Genomic DNA, 17,888 nt, shown 5'->3' on the forward strand with positions numbered 1-17,888 from the left:
AGATCCGTTGTCTTGCGGTCGTTGTCGTCCGGGCCGTTGAGGTTGATGAACACGGTGGTCGGTCAGGATGCCCGGATCGGGGTGTCGAGCACGGCCGTGATGTCCTCGACGTTCCCGGCGGCGAACTCGCCCAGCTTCGGCGGCATCAGGCTGAGCTGCCGGAGTGTCTCCGTGTTGAACGGGACGCGCACGACCTCGTAGCTGCCTCGCTCGGGTTTATCGAACTGGGTACCGTGCAGAGTGTGGGTGCGACGCCGTAGTTCCGCAAGGTGTAAGGATGCGGGTCGCATGCGGCGGCTCGCACCGATCCCCTTCTAGGGGGCGGGCGGGAGTCGACGTCTCGGTCGTGGCACTTTGATCTTGATGTCGGGTCTCATGTGGATCAGGGTGTGGTCGGGTCCAGTCGAACGAATGCTGACACTGCGCTGACTCTACTGACGAGTAGTTAGATACCTGGAGGGGAAGTCCGGGGGCGTCGTCCATCGAATGTGCGCCATGGCGAGGGGTCTGGTTGTGGACTCGTCGGCTGTTGGGGATGGCACGGGTGGGTTCCCTTCACGCGGCTGCAGTCTGCCGGCGGTCTGTCGCGGAGGCCGGTGTGCCTCGTTGTGGACAGTCGGCAAAGGGCGGTGTCGCGGCCGTCGGTGTTGCTCGGCGAGGGGCGTGTGGAATCGGCCCGGCCGGGCCGTCCGGTCCCGGCATCCTCCTAGTGGCGGGCACCCTGCGGGTTGCGTCGTATGCCGGTTGCGGCGAGGGCGGCGCCGATGACGCACAGGGCGCCGGTGACGAGCGCGGCGGTGTGGACTCCGTTGATGAATGCCTGGCCGCTGCCTTCGATCACCGCGGCCTTCAGCTGCGCCGGCATGTCTCCGGAGACGGGTGAGATGCCCATGGCGACCGCGTCCTTGGCCTCGTGCAAGCCCTCGGCCATGGGCGCGGGCACCCCGGCGGAGGTGAGTTCGGCGGTCAGGGTCGAGTTGACCCGGCTGCTGATCAGGGAGACGAGTACGGAGGTTCCGAGCGCGCCGCCGATCTGGAGCGCGGTGGCCTGGAGGCCGCCCGCGACGCCGGCGTCCTTGACCGGGGAGTTGCCGACGATGGCGTCGGAGGAGGCGGCCATGACCATGCCGACGCCGAGGCCCAGGGCGATGAAGGGCGGCCACATGGCGATGTACGGCGAGTCCACGCCCCATGCGAGTACGCCGAATGCGGCGCCGCCTTGCAGCGCCATGCCGAGCGGCATGGACAGCCCGGCGCCGTACTTCTCGGTGAGCTTCGCGCCCAGCGGCGAGGCGACCACGGAGGCCAGGCTCAGCGGCAGGGTGCGCACGCCCGCTTCGACGGGGGTGAAGCCGCGTACGTTCTGGAGGTACAGCATCACGAAGAAGATCACGCCGAGCAGGACGAAGAAGTTGATCGCCGTGATGATCGTGCCGATGGTCAGCGCGCGGTTCCGGAACAGCCGCATGGGCAGCAGTGGGTGCTCCACCCGGGTTTCGTACCAGCCGAACACCAGGAGGATCGCGAGGCCGGTGGCGAGCGTGCCCAGCGTCGAGCCGGAACTCCAGCCCCACGTCTCGCCCTTGACCACACCGAACACGACGATGAGCAGTCCGAGGGCGAGCAGGACGACACCGGGGACGTCGAAGCGCTGGTCGCCGGAGGCGGAGGCGTTCTTGCTCTGCGGCAGGACGAGTGCGCTGAAGACGAGCGCGAGCACGCCGATCGGAGCGTTGATGTAGAAGACGGACTCCCAGTTGACGTGCTCGACGAGGAGCCCGCCGACGATGGGGCCGAGCGCGGTGGACACCGACGACACCATCGCCCAGATGCCCACGGCCATGCCGAACTTCTTCGGCGGGAACACCGCGCGCAGCAACCCGAGCGTGTTGGGCATCAACAGCGCGCCGAAGAAGCCCTGTACGGCGCGGAAGACGATGACGCCCTCGATCGACCCGGCCAGGCCGATGGCGACCGACGCGAGCGTGAAGCCGACGACTCCGACCAGGTAGAAGGTGCGCCGGCCGAAGCGGTCACCGAGCTTTCCGCCGAGGATCAGGGCGGCGGCCAGGGCCAGCAGGTAGGAATTGGTGACCCATTGCAGGTCGGCGGTGGAGGCGTTCAGGTCCCGGCCGATCTCCGGGTTGGCGATCGCGACGACGGAGCCGTCCAGACCGACCATGAACAGGCCGAAGGCGACGGCGACGAGCGTCAGCCAGGGATTGGCGCGGCGGCCCACCGGAGCGGCGGGGCGGATGTGTGCGGGCAGGGGAGAGCTGTCCACGGCAGTGGAGGACACGGAGATGCCTTGCTTCCTCGTACAGATGAAGGGCGACGGGACGCGGGTGCGCGAGAGCCGTCAGTGGGCGGCGGGGTGAATGTGCCGCGCCATGCCCCGCAGCGCGCCGAGCACCGACCCGATGGCGTCGAGATCCCCGTCCGTGAGGGTGTGCAGGGCCTCGACGAGGTAGCCGTCCAGGAGGCTCCCGACCTCGGCGAGGCGCTGCCGGGCCTCGGCCGTCAGGTGCAGATGCGCGACCCGCTTGTCCGCGGAGTCCTGCCTGCGCTCCAGCAGCCCCTGGCTCGCCAGCTGGGTGACCAGGGCGCTCACGTTGTTCGGCTTCATCAGCAGGACCTCGGCGGCCTCGCGCACCGTGACACCGTCACGCTCGCCGACGAGCCGCAGGAGCGCGAGCTGGCTCTCGGGCGGCTTGGGGTGCGGAAAGTCCTGGGCGAGACGCCGGTCGAGTGCCCGGTTCAGCGCGGGCAGGACGGCCGACATCGCTGACGCGATCTGCCGGATGTCCTGCTCGGACGCGCTGGGGGTGGCCATACGGGCAATATAAGTATGCCTAGATACCTATGTCAACATACTTAATTGTTCGTCCGGTCGGGGGATCGCCGTCCCGGCCATCACGCACCGCGCTGACTCCTAGGCCAGATGGCGGCATTTGGAGTACTGGCGACATGTCGTGATTGATAATCAGATATACCTACGCATACAACGTTCCTCGCAGCTCGAACAGGGACACTCCCTGATCGGGTCGTTCGAGGAGGATCCATGCAGCACTTCGCCGTTCGCGGGAATCCGCTTGTGGGGAGCGTCCGGGGGTACGTGTCGAAGCGCGGCGTTCGGAAAGCATCGTGCACGGTACTCGCTGCCGCAGCCGTTCTGACGCCGTCCGTCGCACTGGCGGCTCCTGCGGCACCCGGCACGTACGCATACGTCGCCAACACGGGCCAGAACAAGGTCCGGGTGTTCGACACCGCCACCAACGCCCTCGTGACGAGCATCGACACCGGAGCGTTCAGCGGGCCTCTGCAGGTCGCCGCCACCCGAAACGGCAAGAAGGTGTACGTGACGGAGCGGGACTCGGGCGCCGTGTCGGCGATCGACGCTCTCACCAACACCGTGGTGGCCGAAATCCCCACGGGGAACGGCACTCCGGAGAGCGTGGCCATCTCGCCGGACGACAGTCGCGCCTATGTCACCGTGGAGGGGAACGGCCTGGCAAACCGCGTGGTGGCGATCAACACCGCCACCAATGCCGTCGTGGGCACCCTCGAGACGGGGGCGGACACGCTCCCGAACGGTCTGGCGGTATCCCCGGACGGGAAACGCCTTTACGTCGCCTACCGGGGCGCAGGTGTGGTGGCGGTGATCGACTCCGCCACCATGACGCTCATCACGACGGTGGGCGTCGGGCCGAGCGCACCGCGAAGGGTGGCCATCTCGCCGAGCGGCGCACGTGTCTACGTCACCGAGAACTCCTCGGGCGAGGTATCGGTCATCGACACCGCCACCAACACGGTCGTGGTGCCGATTCCGGTCAACCAGGGGCTGGAAGGCGTGGAGGTCTCGCTGGACGGAAAGCGCGTCTACGTCGCCGACCGGAACAACGCCCGGGTGGCGGTCATCGATGCCGCCACGAACAGCGTCGTCACTTCGATCCCCACCACCGGGGATCCCGCGGAAATGGCGGTTTCCCCCACCGGAGCCCGGCTGTACGTCAGCCACCCCAACGGCGCGCACGGGGTATCCGTCATCGACCTCGCCACCAACTCCGTCTCCGCGACCATCGACAGTCCCGAAGGCGCGCTGATCGGAATCGACCTGGGCTCCGTGCCGGGTACCTCAAAGGTGTCCTGTCCGGCCGGCAGCGTGCTGACGGGCGGCGGCTTCGGATCCACTGGTCCCGCACCGGATCAGTTCGTCAGCAGGCCGGTACCCGGCACCAACGACTGGGAGGTGAACGGGCAGAACAGGACGCGGGACGACGTCACCCTCACCCCGTACGCCGTCTGTGCCACGCCATGACGGCCTCGCGACGACCCGAAGGCAGCCTTCGTCTGCCCACGGCCCCGGGTTCACTTCCAGCGGACAATGATCAGGAGTAAGCGCATGCCGTCTGAAAGCTCTGGAAGCACAGCAGCAACGTGGCGGAGCGGTCCGCCACGCCGGACCGGATGGGTCGCCGGAGCCGTTGTCTCGCTCGCCCTGACGGGTGCCGGTTTCGCGGTGCCCGCAGCCGCCGCCACCCCGCAGGACCCGTCGGACGGGCAGTACCTGACGGTGGATCCGCCTCCGCAGTACGACGGATGCGCCGAGGGAGGGCCATGGGACGAGTCGTGCGAGTCCCACCCCGGAGAGCCTCCGTTTCCTCCCGGACCTCCGGGACCTCCCGGACCGGCTGGACCGGCTGGACCGGCTGGAGCCCCCGGTCCTCCTGGAGCCCAGGGCGCTCCGGGGGTCCCCGGCCCAGCCGGCAGCCCGGGATCAGCCGGGCCCGCCGGACCCCAGGGAGTAGCCGGACCTGCGGGCCCTCCTGGTCCCCCCGGACGCGTTTTCACCCTCGTCATCACGGGCCAGCCCGTCTTGATCCCCGCGGCTCCGTAGCGGCACCGGGCCCCTCGCGGGCTGCCGCACCGCACGGCCGGCACGACCACGTGCTGCCGGCCGTGCGGTGCACCTGGCGGCACGGAAGGTGAGCCCGTGAGGGGCTCGGCGAGACCCCCGGAGCGCCGGGTAGGTCACGATGACCCTCGCCCCGACCGGGGCCGTTGGATGGACGGTGATCTTGGAGGGAAGATGTGCGGGGACGGCGACGAGGCGGTTCCGGCGGATGCCTACTTCCACTACGACGAGGGTGCCCTACACCTGGAGTACCGGCACGAGGGCGAGTCGATGAGCATCGTTGAGGACGCGCCAGGGACGTACACCGTGACGCGGTCGGCCTGACGGGTTCTGCGGTCATCGAAGCCCCCTCCACTGAAAAGGTCTGGAGGGGGCTTCGATGTGCTCGCTACCGAGGCGCTGACGAGTCCGTCGAGCAGATCCAGCGCGACCTGGTCATCTACGTGAGGTGCGAGCGGGCGCGGGCTTCCAGGCAGTACTCACGGTCTGTTCACCCCTCAGCCGGACCTGTCGGCCCGGAGCCCGCGGCTGGACCCAATGCATAACCCAAGTGATGGACAGAGCTCTCCGTTGTCCGCTTGAAAGCCCTTGCAGCCTACAGACCGTCGGCCTAGCTACCTGACCAGGCCCGCAAGGCAGAAATGCCCCCACCTGGGAGGTGAGGGCATCGAGCGGGCCCGGCTTGCTCAAGGCCGCTGTTCCGACAAGGACGGTCTGCCCCGTGATCCGTTGAGCTCTTCCCCAAGGGTCCTCTGGCCGAGAATGGCCACGAGGCGCTGGCTGACCTCTGTCTGTGTTCCGAGCCCCGAAACCTTGGCCAGATAGATCCGCGCGTGATCCTCCCAGTCGACGCTGCTCCCGGGTGTCCGGATGCGGCAGTGTCCAGCGCATCAGGACGGCCACGATCAGCTGGTGTCAGCCGGTGGTGCCGGCGATACCGCCGGGTGCTGGAGGCGGGCTCTGGAGGGTGGACCGGTGCGGAGGGTGGCTACCACTGCCCGATGATGGGGTTGTCCGTGGGGTCGCCGAAGCGGACGTTGTAGATCACGGTGTCGGAGTCCTTCGCGGCGCCGTAGAAGCCGGATTCCGCCGGCCGGTGGATACCGACCTTGTCGGTGCCGTCGCCGTTCCAGTCACCCTTGATCGGGACGTCGCCGGGGTTCCCGAACTTCACCTTGTGGTCGACCGGGGCGGAAGTCTGTGAATCGGTGAGGTAGAACGTCGTGTCCGAAGAGCGGTAGACACCTATCGTGTCCTTGCCGTCGCCGTTCCAGTCCCCAACCATCGGGGTGTCACCCTCGACCCCCATCACGAGCGAGTAGGCCACCGAGACGTTGTCGTCGGACAGGTTGAACGACAGGTCCGAGGGACGGTAGACGCCGATCGTGTCGACACCGTCACCGTCCCAGTCCCCGACGAGCGGCACGTCGCCCGGGTTGCCGAACTTGCGCGCCACGGCGACCGAGAGGTTGTCGTCGGACAGGTAGAAGCCCTGATCGCTGGGCCGGTACACGCCGAACGTGTCCTTCTTGTCCCGGTTCCAGTCGCCTGTCAGCGGAACGTCACCCTGGGCACCGAAGACCGCCTGTCCCGACAGCTTTCCGCTCCGGTCCGCCTTGTAGAACGTCGAATCGGCGGGACGGTGTACGCCAACGGTCGCCGCCGCCACGAAGGTGTGGTCGTGGATCCACTGCCCCAGGTCGTCCGTCCGCGCCGAGATGGCGCCCGTACGGGTTTCGGCGGCGTCGGTGCCGAGGCAGCCGCCTTGCCAGGATCTGGAGTTGACGCCGACGAGCTCACCGGCGGGGTTCAGGAGCGGGCCGCCCGTGTCGCCCTTGCACAGGACGTCGGCGCCCTTGCCGGTGACGGCCAGGGTGGTGGCGGTGCTGGAGTTGGTGGTGAAGGTACCGGTGTGGGGCTTGCCGGGGACCCACTCCGTCTTCGTCCGTCCGAACCCGGCCGCCGTCAGCTCGGCTCCGGCCGCGGGAGCACTGTTGGCGCGCTTGACGCCCGCGATGCCGGTCGTGGGGGTGGCCAGTCGGGCCAGGACCACGTCGCGGTCGGTGCGCGGGACGAGCTCACTGACCTCGACGGTCTTCGCTTCGCCGAGGGTCACGACGGCCTTGAGGGCCGGTTTCCCGGCCGGTACCGCGTCGCCGGGCGTGGCACCGAAGCAGCTCGCGGCGGTCAGGACCCAGGAGGCGTCGACCAGAGTGCCCGCGCAGGCGCGGCTGTTCGTCTCGTCGCCGATGTTCAGCTTCACGACGTACGCGTGCTGACCGGCCAGGGCCTCGGAGCCGTGAAGGGCCACGGCGGGACCGGCCGATACCAGCCCCGCCGCGACCGCGGTGGCCGTGGCCGTGGCAAGGAGACAGGTCATCTGCGCGGTGCGCGGACGAAGGGCATGCATGCGGAACTTCCTTACGGATCGGGAGTTGTTGGCTGCGGCGGTCCGCAGCGGATGATCAACGGAGCGGAGACGCGCGCCATGGAGGCTCCACCCCGAATCGCCGGCGCGAAGCCGTACGCATGCCGTGCGTACGGGAGCGATGAGACATGCAGCTCCAACTCGCTGCCGGTGCACGACAGTTGCGCGGATCTCTCCCTTGCCGGCCCCCGAGCCGGATCCCTCGCCCGGACCCCTGGTGGTGATCTTCCGGGAAGACGTTAGCGGGTCGACCGCGCATTTATCAATGATGGATGAAGCCTGATCAACGTTGGTTGATCTTGGGGTCCGATACCCAGGGCGCCGGCGGCCCCGCGCCGGAACGCTGCCGCCGCCTCGGCGATGCGTCAACCGTCGATAACTTTTCGCCAATAAACGAAAGTTGATGGCCGATCAACCATGGTTGATTTTCGGTGATGCTGCGGCATACGGTGTGCCCCTTCGCACTTGCAGACCGATGTTGCACACACCAACTGTCCTTTCCGGAAGTCCTGGTGCGCGCTGCCGTGCTGTCTGCCTCGCTGCCTACCACGGGGAATACATGACCGAGTTGCCGCCGGCGTTCTGGAGCAGACGCCGGATCCTCACCACCGCGGCCGGCGTCGCCGCCGTCCCCGCGCTGTCCTCGACCCTCGCTCTGGTCGCCACGCCCGCCCGGGCGGCCGAGGGCACGAGCACAGATCCCACCGGCCTGCCCGCCACTGACAGGGGCAAGGCGGTGTGGGCTTACAAGACGGGAGGCCGTGCCGTCCGCGAGGAGGCCGCCGCCGCGCTCGCCGGTTCCCCGGCGGCCGTCGCAGCCTTCCTCACCTCCCAACTGCCCGCCGCCAAGGCGTATGACAACCGCTTCGCGATCCTCTCCGCCCTGCCCTACGCGGGCAAGTCGGTCCAGCAGTCGGCCGGTGCGGCGCTGTCGGCCGGGGACAGCGCCGTCGCCACGTTCCTGGCGGGTGGTTACACGAAGGCACTGGAGACCGATCTCCGGGCCGAGGTCTTCACCGTCATGAACCACAGCGGTGCGGGCGTCAAGCGTGAGGCCACCAAGGCGCTGAACCTCGGGACCACCAAGGCCCTCGACACCTTCCTGACGACCACCCAGTTCACCGCGCAGCAGGAGGACGACCGGGCCGAGGTCTTCACCATCCTCTCCACCGCTTCGCCCGAGGTGAAGAAGTACGCGGAAAGGGCGCTGAGCCAAGGTACGCCCGAGGCGATCCGCCAGTTCCTCGGCTCCGGCCAGTACATCGCACGGGCCCGCGACGAGGAAGCGGCGACCATCGACCAGCTGGTCGCCATCGTCGAGCGGGAGGGCCAACGGGCCCAACTGCAGACGGAGCAGGCCGTCGCCGCCTCCGACAACGCCAAGCAGGCCGCTGCCGAGGCCAAGACCGCCGCTCTCAAGGCAGCGGACGAAGCACGGGCCGCCCAGCAGGACGTGCGCAAGGCAGCCAGTGCCGCGAACAGCGCCGCGAGCGCGGCCAACGGCGCGGCCGCGGCCGCCGCCACCGCGATCGGCGCCGCACGCATCGCGCAGTCCGCCGCCGGGCGCGCGGCAGCGGCGGCCCAGGGCGCCGCTGCCGCCGCCGCGTCCGCCGGGAACGCCGCCTCGCGCGCCTACAACGCGGCGATCGCCGCTTCGGCGGACGCCAGCAAGGCGGGCGCCGCACGTCAGGCCGCGCAGGGAGCGCGCGATGCCGCCGCACGGGCGACCACCGCGGCGGACGCCGCCAACCAGGCGGCTTCCGCCTCGCAGCAGGCGTCGGCGGCCGGTGCAGCCGCCGCCGGCGCGGCCCAGAACGCCGCGGCTGCCGCCAACGCCGCCGCCGACGCCGCCGCTTCCTCGGGCGCCGCCCAGGCCCAGGCCGCCAAGGCGCGGCAGGCGGCCGCCGAGGCCGACGCCGCGGCCGCGCGGGCCACCAGGGCCGCGGGCACCGCCCAGTCGCTCGCGAACCGGGCGGCCAGCGCCGCACGTGTCGCCCGTGACGCCGCCCGCAGCGCCGCCGCCCACGCGATCAAGGCAGCCGAGGCAGCCGAGGACGCGGCCGACAACGCGGGTAAGGCGATCGAGTACGCCAAGCGGTCCACGGCCTACGCGGAGGCCGCGATGCAGGCGGCCACCACCGCCGCCGACGCGATCAGGGAAGCCCAGGCGGTCGAGGAGGCGGCGCGTGCCGCAGAGCTCGCCCGCATCGACGAGGACACCAAGCTGGGCATCCTGGAAGCGAGGCTGGGAGCCCAGGCGGAAGCCGACGACGCGGCCCGGGCCGCGCGGCAGCGGACGCAGGCGGACCAGACCTCGGCGGAGATCAAGGACCTGATCGCCGCCGCGGAGACGGCGCTTCGGACCGGTGCCCCCAACGCGGCCGCCGCCGGCCGCAAAGCCGCCGTCAAGCTCCTGGACTCGGGCGGTACCTGGACGCGGGAGGCCGCCGAATTCGCTCTGGCCGGCACCGACTCCGACGTGGCCAACTGGATCGACACCGACCGTCACCTCGCGCAGAAGCAGGACGACCGCGAGAACGTCGCCACCGTCAGCCGGGTGACCACATCGGCGGTCGCCACGGCCGCACACCAGGCCCTGGCCAGCGGCGACCCCGACGCCGCCCGGAAGTTCCTCGACGCCGGCGTGGTCGAGGCGGCGGCGGTGGACAACCGGGTCACCATCTTCAGGATCCTCGGCGAGAACCCGGGGCCGGCCGTCAAGGAGAAGGCCGAGGCCGCACTGCGTGACGGCAGCGGCAGGGCCCTGGCGCACTTCCTCACCGTCGAACTGGCGGAAGCGGTCAAGCGGGACGACCACGTCGAGGTGTTCCGCCTCCTCGGCAGCGACGGCCCCTACATGCAGTCGGCGGCGAAGATCGTCCTTGAGGGATCCGCCCGCATGCGGCGCTACTTCGTGATGCACGACCAGTACAACATCGCCCGCCTCGACCACGACCGCGCCACCCACATCGCGGCCATCCGTGCCTCCATCGCCCACGGCGCGCGGATCGCCGCCAAGGCACTGCAGGATGCCGCTCGCGCCTCCGAGGCGGCGGCGCAGGCACGCCAGGCCGCGCAGGAGGCCTCGGAGTGGGCGCTGAAGGCACAGGGGTACGCCAAGGACGCCGACAACGCCGCTAAGGAAGCGAAGGACAGCGCTGACGCGGCCGACCGGTCCGCGGCCTCCGCGGCGCAGTCGGCGCAGCAGGCGAAGAGCGCGGCGTCCCTCGCCCAGGTCGCCGCCCGGACGGCGAACTACTCCATGCGCCAAGCCGTGGCGTCCGCTCAGCAGGCCGTGGCCTTCGCGGCGAGCGCGCAGTCCTCCAAGACCCAGGCAGCCGAATCCTCCGCGCAGGCGGGCAAGGACGAGAAGGCCGCGGCCGCGGCCGCCAGTGAAGCCCACCAGATCGAGATCAACAAGCGGAACGCCGAGCTCGCGACCTCGTCGCAATCGGCCGCGCAGCAGGCCAAGTGGCACGAGCAGGCGGGGACCAGCCCGGCCACGGAGGTCGACGACGACGGCGAGACCAAGTTCTGGGGCATGTGGCCGGAGGACGTCAAGGACACCAAGGACTGGGCCAAGGTCACCGGCCACTGGAGCACGGTCGCCGGAGGCGCCGCCGTCATCCTGGGGGTCGGCGGCTTCATCTTCCCGCCCCTGTTCGCGGTTGCCGCGGTCGTCGGCATCGTCTCCTGGGGGCTGCAGGGGGCGAGCGCGCTCCTCAATGGCATCAGCTACGGCCGGCACGACGCGCGGTTCCACCAGGCACTCGGCGCGTTCGCGCTCGGTGGCATCCTGATGGGCAAGGGGAAGATCCTCGGCAGGTTGGGCAATCAGATCTCCAAGGAAGCCGGCAAGAAGATCGCCGGTGCCGCTGGTGCGGTGGGAGACGCGACAACCACCGTGGTCGGCTGGCTCACCTGGTAGGCCGTCACCCCGTGCGGGCGGGACGGCGCTGAGCCGTCCCGCCCGCACGGCCGTACGCACCGGATACAGCGAACACGGCAAAGGATCCCGTGCTGACCTCTCACCTGTCCGTCTCCCAGTGGTGGATCGCCGCGCTCGTTTCCGGGCTCGCACTCGGCCTGGCCGCTCAGTCCATGGCCACGACCCCGAGGGACAGGCTGATCGCCTGGTCGCTCCCCCTCGTGGGCGCGGTGTCCATCGCCGGCGGCTCCGGCGCACGCGGCTACACGGACCGGACGCCGCTGGTGCTCTACACCGCCACCATGGTCATCCTGGTCGTCCTCAGGATCGTCTTCGCTGGGTACGTCACACGCCAGTTGGACCTGAAGCGCCAGGGGAAACCGATGGAGGAACTGTCCCGCGGGCAGACCCTCGTGTTCCTCCTCGCCTTCCTGGCCACTCTCATCGGCGTCGCATATTTCATCTGATCTCTGCAGGTAGCCCGCCCTGGCGGTGCGCCTCCAATGGAAACCTGTTTCGAATAAGAAGGAAGAACCATGAAGATTTCCCGAACGATCATCGCCACGGGCGCGGCGACCATGATCTGCGCCGCCGCCATGACCGCGGCCTACGCGCAGTCTCCCTCCACCGTGCAGGCGGCGAACGCCGAGCCCGGCTACGCGGTCGAGACGTTCGAGTACCCCGACGGCGCGCGGATCGGAGCCGAACTCGGCATCGTCCTCAAGCGCGGTGACGGTCACATCGTGCTGGCCGACTGCTCCTCTTCGGAAAGCCAGATCCAGGTCTTCTCCCGGACCCGCGGGACGTTCTGCTTCCGCACCACCGGGTCCTCCGGCCACCTGGCCGTGGAGATCCCCACCGTCTACGGCCTGCGGGGCGACGCCACTCACAAGACCAGCGTCAAGCTGACCGCGGAGGGTGCCCCCGAGCAGAACATCGACGTGGACAAGAACCAGTGGAAGCCCGTCGGTGAGGCCGCCGACCCGCAGCGACGTGACCACGTGCTCGTCGAGCTCCGCACCTCGAACTAGCACCGATCCCAGCCGGCCGGGACCCTTGCGGGAGACCGTCAAGCCGACGGAGGTCGGCCGGGGACAGGTGCCCGCGCGGCCCCCGATCATCGGGCCCCGGCACGCCCCGGTGTCCGCACCGGATCGCCGCGGTGAGCCGGTGCGGACACCGTCGGCCGCACTGGCTACGGCGAAGCCGGCGCGTGCGTCCGGGCCGGCACTCGATCGCTTCCCACGCACCTCTTCATCGAAGGAAGAACCATGCTCGTACCCCGTCCGCGCCCGGCGCGGACAGCCGGCCTGCTCTCCGCCGCGGTGATCACCGCTGCCCTGCTCCCGGCCGCTCCCGCCCTCGCGGTGGCCGGCCCCGAGGCTCCGGCCGGCCAGTACAACTCGGTCGTGAAGCTGAACATCGGCGACGAGGCCAACGCCCGAGCCTGTACGGGAACCCTGGTCGAGGCCAACTGGATCGTCACGGCGGCCAGTTGCTTCGCCGGAACTCCCGGCACGGCGGTCCCGGCCGGCAAGCCGGCATTCAAGTCGATCGCCACGCTCTCCGACGGCAGAGCCGTCGAGGTCGTCGACCTCGTGCCCCGCACCGACCGTGACCTCGTCCTGGGCCGCCTGGCCGGCGCCGCCACCGGTCTCCCGGCCGTCACGATCACCCCCACGGTTCCCGCCGCGGGCACCGACCTCACCTCGGCCGGGTTCGGACGGACGAAGACGGAGTGGGTCCCCGGCAAGCTCCACACCGGCACCTTCACCACCAACTCCAGCACCGCCACCACCCTGGCCGTCACCGGCAAGGGCGCCGACGTCCTGTGCAAGGGCGACACGGGCGGCCCGCTCCTGAACGCCGCCGGTGAACTCGTCGGCGTCAACTCCCGATCCTGGCAAGGCGGCTGCCTCGGCACCGACGCCGCCGAAACCCGTACGGGCGCCATCTCGGCCCGCGTGGACGACATCGGCCAGTGGATCCGTGAGACGGCGCTCTACTCGACGGTCGAGAACGACCTCAACGGCGACGGCCGCTCCGACGCCGCGATGGTCTACCACCACGACAACAGCACGATCGGTTTCCACACCGCCCTGGCCAAGACGGATGGCGGTTTCGATGAGTTCACCGTCGGCTATACCGTTCCCGCCAACAGCTGGGACCGTAACGCGATGAAGCTCATCACCGGTGATTTCAACGGTGACCACCGTGCCGACGTGGGCATGATGTACCGCTTCAGCGATGGCAGCATCAAGATGTACACCGGTCTCGCCAACTCCAGTGGTCACATTCAGCCTTTCACCAGCAGCTACACCGTCCCTGCCGGCGCGGGCTGGAACTGGAACGCCATCGAGCTGCACGCGGGCGACTTCAACGGTGACGGCCGCTCGGACGCGGCGATGGTCTACCACCACGACAACAGCACGATCGGCTTCTACACCGCGCTTGCCAAGACGGATGGCGGCTTTGATGAGTTCACCGTCGGCTATACCGTTCCTGCCAACAGCTGGGACCGTAACGCCATGAAGCTCATCACCGGTGATTTCAACGGTGACCACCGTGCCGACGTGGGCATGATGTACCGCTTCAGCGATGGCAGCATCAAGATGTACACCGGTCTCGCCAACTCCAGTGGTCACATTCAGCCCTTCACCAGCAGCTACACCGTCCCTGCCGGCGCGGGCTGGAACTGGAACGCCATCGAGCTGCACGCGGGCGACTTCAACGGTGACGGCCGCTCGGACGCGGCGATGGTCTACCACCACGACAACAGCACGATCGGCTTCCACACCGCGCTTGCCAAGACGGATGGCGGCTTCGATGAGTTCACCGTCGGCTATACCGTTCCTGCCAACAGCTGGGACCGTAACGCGATGAAGCTCATCACCGGTGACTTCAACGGTGACCACCGTGCCGACATGGGCATGATGTACCGCTTCAGCGATGGCAGCATCAAGATGTACACCGGTCTCGCCAACTCCAGTGGTCACATTCAGCCCTTCACCAGCAGCTACACCGTCCCCGCCGGCGCGGGCTGGAACTGGAACGCCATCGACCTCCACTGACGGAGTCCTCCGGTCTCCCTCTCCGCACCTCAACACCGCGCTCTTGCCGTGAGCCACGGAAGGTGTGCACGGCGGCGACACGCGAGTCGTCGAGCCAGACCGGCGAGAACGACCCCGACGTCCCGACTTGAGTTGGCGGGCACAAGAAGCTCCGCAAGGAACGGGAGCAATGCTCGCTGCTTGTGGGACAAGGGCTGAGCAACCGAGAAGCATGCAAGATCGTCGGCATCAACGAACGGACCGGCCGGGAGTAGCGCAATGACCGGTCGGACCCGACACGGTTTCGGCCGCCTGCGCGATCAGAGCAGGCGGCCGACTCGTCTCCGTCACGGTGCTTGCGCGAGGCCGAACGCATCCAAGACCGCCTGGGCTGGCGCTGGAGCCCGGAGCAGATAGCCCAGCAACTCCGCACGGACTTTGCCGACCGCCCGGAGATGCACGTGGTGCACGAGACGATCTACTGAACTTTGCGGGTTGTCGTATGCGTTATCCGGACGGTGGGGGCCCGGCCGCTGAGCGTCGGGCGTTTCGTGAGGGGATCCGGTTCCAGGCCGGCGAACGGTTCGCGGCGGGTGAGCAGACCGTCGTGATCGCGAAGGACTGCCGGTGAGTGTGAGAGCGTTGGAACGCTGGCGCCGGGCCTGGCGCGAGGGCGGCCTGGCGGTTTTGCGCTCGACGCGAGAAGCGCCACCGGGGCGCGCGTACGGGGAGAATCCCCAGCCGGGCGAGACGGTGGCGATCGAGGCGAGCAACACCGTCGCGTTCAAGCCGGGCGAGAACCTCCGGGAGAGTGTGAACGCGCCCGCGAGGCCGGCCCGGAAGGTCAAGACCGCTTGATACAGCCCCGGTCTCCCGCACTGCCCGCGGGTGACCGCGGGATCTGGGGTGGGGGAGCGGAGTGGACCCCGTACGGGAGGGCCGGCCGCTAACCCCCTGAGATGCACCCGGCTCACCGGCCGTCCCGGCAGACTACATCCGCCCCCGCAGCTTCTCTGCCGGGGGCGGATGTTGTCGCGGTGTCAGCGGCCGGGGTGGCCGGCGTCGCGCCGCTCACCCCCGGCCGGCCGGACGATCCGGGCCCTGACCTCGCCGGTGGGGCCACCTGTGACGGTCGCGCACTCCTCGTCCACGTCGGGCTCGGCGATCGAGCCCGAATGCACCTTTTCCAAGGCCTTGCGGCCGCCGGCCGGAGCCATCTGGAACAGGAACGTCGGTGTCCTGATCGCCACCGCGAAGGGGGCGCCAGGCTCCAGTACCGGCGTGACAGGGGCGTGGTCGGTCATGGATCGGACCTCTCTGTGGTTCGACGGCGTCTGCCCACGCAAGGGGGTTGACCTTGAGTGCACGGCTCCGGCGGGAGGGCGCCGGAGAACAGAGGCGTGCACCCGTAGGCAAGTGGGCAGGGCGTCGCTGCGAGGAGGATGAACACCCTTGGATTCCGACAACCGTTGACGGAGGGGTAGTTCGTGCTGCTGCTGGACCTGGAGGACGTCGCACCGCGCGAGAGGGTGGACGCGTTCCACCATGCGATGACGGACACCTCCGTGCCGAACGACATCGTTCACGAGGAGCCCGAGACGGGTATGCGGGCCCGGATCGAAGGATGGCGGGTGGGCGGGCTGGACCTCTTCGACGTGCGGTGCTCGGGGTTCGAGGTCCGGCGGACGGCCAGGCACGTGCGCGGGCACCGGGACCGTCCCGTGGTCTCGGTCTCGCTCCAGACCCGGGGCGTCCACCGGGCCGAGCAGGCGGGTGGGCGGTTCACCCTGGGACCTGAGGACATCTGCGTCTTCCACGAGCTCGCACCGCGCACCTACGGCTGGTCCGGATACGGAGCCTCGCAAGCCGTCACCGTGGACATGGAGCATCTCGGGGTACCGGTCGACACCGTGCTGCGGGCCTCCGTACGGCTGCGGGCCAGCCCCCTGCACGACCTGCTCCTGGGGCACTTGCGGGCGTTCTGGCGGGACCCGGGCCGCCTGGAAGCGGACCCCGGAGCCGCCGCCCTCGCGAACGCCACCACCGAGCTCCTGCGGGCACTCCTCACGTCGGCGGCGCACGACGAGCGGGACCGGCAGCTCAGAGAAGCCATGGACAGCTCCCTCGTGGCCCGGATCATGGCCTACGCGCGCCGCCACCTCACCGATCCCGACCTCGGCGCGGAGCGCATCGCCGCAGAACACGCCATATCGAAGCGTCACTTGTACGTGGTGCTCGGTCGCGCGAGCATCCGTCTGGAGCAGTGGCTCATCGGCGAGCGACTGGAGGCGGCGTGCCGCCTGCTGGCCTTGCCCCGTCATGCCGCACTGCCCGTATCCGCCGTGGCGGCCCGATGCGGCTTCAGCAGCCCCAGTCATTTCACCAGGCGCTTCCGTGAAGCCTACGGAGTCACCCCGAGCGAGTGGCGCCGCCACCGGCTCCGCCCCACGGTCCCGATCGCCCGCGAGCACACCTGAGGGCGAGTGCGTCTCACCGTGCCGCGGTGTGCAGGGCCCGCCACTCGCTCGGGGTGAGGCCGTAGGCCTGTTTGAAGGCGCGGCTGAAGTGGGCGGCGTTCGGGAAGCCCCAGCGCCGGCCGACGGCGGCGATCGGTCGCCGGCCTGCGGATGAGGCGAGTTCGTCACGGCAGCGCTCCAGGCGCTGTGCCCGGATCCAGTCGGCCAGGCAGATGCCCCTGCGCGACAGGGTGTTGTAGAGACAGCGGCGTGAGATGTGGTGATGGGCGGCGATGCGTGCCGGGGTCAGGTCGTGCTCGCCCAGGTGGGTGCGTGCGTAGTCCAGGATGCGCAGGTGCAGGGTGTCGTGCAGGGCTTCGGAGGCCCCGTGTTGGTCGCCGAGCCGGGCCGTGACGAGGGCACGCAGCAGCTCGATGCCCGGCCGGCCCGCCGCGTCCAGGCAGTGCTCGGAGGAGGGGGCGGGGCGGGCTTGGTGACGGGCGATGCGCCGTAGGCAGGTGGCGGTGAGGTCGGCCAGCGGGTCCCGGCGGCTGAGACGGACTGCGGTGGCCCGGTCCAACGTACCCGCCCGAAGGGCGAGTTCGGCACGCGGGATGCGGAAGAAGTGCTGGTGGATACCGTCCCTGTTGAGCAGGGTGTAGGGGCGGGTGGTGTCGTAGAGCGCCAGGTCGCCGGGTTCCAGGAGAGCCTCCCGTCCGTCCTGGACGACCATGCTGCTACCGGTGACCTGTAGCCCGACGAACACGCTCGGCTCCAGGTCGTCGCGGGCGAGCGAGCGGGTGCGACGGATGGTGGTGGCGTTGGCGCGCACCGAGCAGACCTTCAGCGGTCCGACCGTGCTGATCGCACCCACCGTACGGATCAGTCGGGGGTCCGGCTGATGAGTGATCTCCACCCGTACCACGCTGTCCCAGATGGCCTCGCGGATCGCCTCGGCCCGCTCGGCGGGAGCCATGGCCGCACTGTCGATCAACATCTGTCGGTTCTCCTCCGCCCCTGGGCGTCGCCCAGCGGACCGGCCCCTGGGCGAAGTCAAACGGGTGACGGGATTCGTGACAAGCCGCGCTCCCGGGCATGACGCCCGCGACGC

Annotated in this window: 13 protein-coding genes and 3 pseudogenes; 10 read left to right on the top strand and 6 right to left on the bottom strand. The window is 69.5% G+C overall.

The window, feature by feature from the left end; genetic code table 11:
• Positions 1 to 62: 62 nt before the first annotated feature.
• The 3 genes from AC07B0_RS24560 to AC07B0_RS24570 all read right to left on the bottom strand — a co-directional run bounded on the left by AC07B0_RS24560 (position 63) and on the right by AC07B0_RS24570 (position 2,833).
• Positions 63 to 191, bottom strand: a complete 129-nt coding sequence (locus AC07B0_RS24560; RefSeq protein ID WP_469382169.1) for a hypothetical protein — start codon at positions 189 to 191, stop codon at positions 63 to 65.
• A 515-nt stretch (positions 192 to 706) separates the two neighbouring features.
• Positions 707 to 2,284 (bottom strand): MFS transporter, encoded by a 1,578-nt coding sequence (locus AC07B0_RS24565; protein ID WP_469382221.1) that lies wholly within the window; start codon positions 2,282 to 2,284, stop codon positions 707 to 709.
• A gap of 75 nt (positions 2,285 to 2,359) precedes the next feature.
• Positions 2,360 to 2,833: a MarR family winged helix-turn-helix transcriptional regulator gene (locus AC07B0_RS24570; RefSeq protein WP_356878867.1), complete on the bottom strand. Its 474-nt coding sequence runs from the start codon at positions 2,831 to 2,833 to the stop codon at positions 2,360 to 2,362.
• 228 nt (positions 2,834 to 3,061) lie between these two features.
• Here AC07B0_RS24570 and AC07B0_RS24575 point away from each other — a divergent pair, with 228 nt between their 5' ends.
• Both AC07B0_RS24575 and AC07B0_RS24580 read left to right on the top strand, forming a co-directional pair.
• On the top strand, positions 3,062 to 4,318 hold the full coding sequence (locus tag AC07B0_RS24575) for a beta-propeller fold lactonase family protein (protein ID WP_356878865.1): 1,257 nt from the start codon (positions 3,062 to 3,064) through the stop codon (positions 4,316 to 4,318).
• A 771-nt stretch (positions 4,319 to 5,089) separates the two neighbouring features.
• Positions 5,090 to 5,239 (top strand): hypothetical protein, encoded by a 150-nt coding sequence (locus AC07B0_RS24580; protein WP_478898929.1) that lies wholly within the window; start codon positions 5,090 to 5,092, stop codon positions 5,237 to 5,239.
• 664 nt (positions 5,240 to 5,903) lie between these two features.
• On the opposite strand, the gene AC07B0_RS24585 is transcribed toward AC07B0_RS24580, so the two are convergent.
• The gene (locus AC07B0_RS24585; protein WP_469382171.1) at positions 5,904 to 7,325 is read right to left on the bottom strand and encodes a S1 family peptidase; all 1,422 of its coding nucleotides are present in this window, start codon (positions 7,323 to 7,325) and stop codon (positions 5,904 to 5,906) included.
• A gap of 577 nt (positions 7,326 to 7,902) precedes the next feature.
• Here AC07B0_RS24585 and AC07B0_RS24590 point away from each other — a divergent pair.
• The 7 genes and pseudogenes from AC07B0_RS24590 (at position 7,903) to AC07B0_RS24620 (ending at position 15,179) form a co-directional block, all read left to right on the top strand.
• Positions 7,903 to 11,271 (top strand): ALF repeat-containing protein, encoded by a 3,369-nt coding sequence (locus AC07B0_RS24590; protein WP_478898930.1) that lies wholly within the window; start codon positions 7,903 to 7,905, stop codon positions 11,269 to 11,271.
• Positions 11,272 to 11,360: 89 nt separating this feature from the next.
• On the top strand, positions 11,361 to 11,738 hold the full coding sequence (locus tag AC07B0_RS24595) for a hypothetical protein (RefSeq protein WP_478866745.1): 378 nt from the start codon (positions 11,361 to 11,363) through the stop codon (positions 11,736 to 11,738).
• A 69-nt stretch (positions 11,739 to 11,807) separates the two neighbouring features.
• Positions 11,808 to 12,302: a hypothetical protein gene (locus tag AC07B0_RS24600; protein WP_469382176.1), complete on the top strand. Its 495-nt coding sequence runs from the start codon at positions 11,808 to 11,810 to the stop codon at positions 12,300 to 12,302.
• 240 nt (positions 12,303 to 12,542) lie between these two features.
• Positions 12,543 to 14,342 (top strand): trypsin-like serine protease, encoded by a 1,800-nt coding sequence (locus tag AC07B0_RS24605; protein ID WP_478898931.1) that lies wholly within the window; start codon positions 12,543 to 12,545, stop codon positions 14,340 to 14,342.
• Positions 14,343 to 14,479: 137 nt separating this feature from the next.
• Positions 14,480 to 14,803, top strand: a pseudogene (locus AC07B0_RS24610) (hypothetical protein); the annotation flags it as partial.
• Positions 14,804 to 14,823: 20 nt separating this feature from the next.
• A pseudogene (locus tag AC07B0_RS24615) lies at positions 14,824 to 15,029 on the top strand (helix-turn-helix domain-containing protein); the annotation flags it as partial.
• Entirely contained in the window at positions 15,009 to 15,179 is a 171-nt protein-coding gene (locus AC07B0_RS24620) for an HU family DNA-binding protein (protein WP_478898966.1), read from the top strand. The pseudogene AC07B0_RS24615 and the gene AC07B0_RS24620, both read left to right, overlap by 21 nt.
• A gap of 218 nt (positions 15,180 to 15,397) precedes the next feature.
• Here AC07B0_RS24620 and AC07B0_RS24625 read toward each other — a convergent pair.
• Positions 15,398 to 15,625 (bottom strand): annotated as a pseudogene (locus tag AC07B0_RS24625) (esterase); the annotation flags it as partial.
• 183 nt (positions 15,626 to 15,808) lie between these two features.
• Here AC07B0_RS24625 and AC07B0_RS24630 point away from each other — a divergent pair.
• Positions 15,809 to 16,798: an AraC family transcriptional regulator gene (locus AC07B0_RS24630; RefSeq protein ID WP_478898932.1), complete on the top strand. Its 990-nt coding sequence runs from the start codon at positions 15,809 to 15,811 to the stop codon at positions 16,796 to 16,798.
• 13 nt (positions 16,799 to 16,811) lie between these two features.
• Here AC07B0_RS24630 and AC07B0_RS24635 read toward each other — a convergent pair whose 3' ends face one another.
• Positions 16,812 to 17,774 carry an AraC-like ligand-binding domain-containing protein gene (locus AC07B0_RS24635; RefSeq protein WP_478898933.1) on the bottom strand — a complete coding sequence of 321 codons (963 nt, stop codon included), beginning with the start codon at positions 17,772 to 17,774 and terminating at the stop codon, positions 16,812 to 16,814.
• Between the last annotated feature and the right edge of the window lie 114 nt (positions 17,775 to 17,888).

It is taken from the genome of Streptomyces sp. NPDC044704 (genome assembly GCF_056433525.1).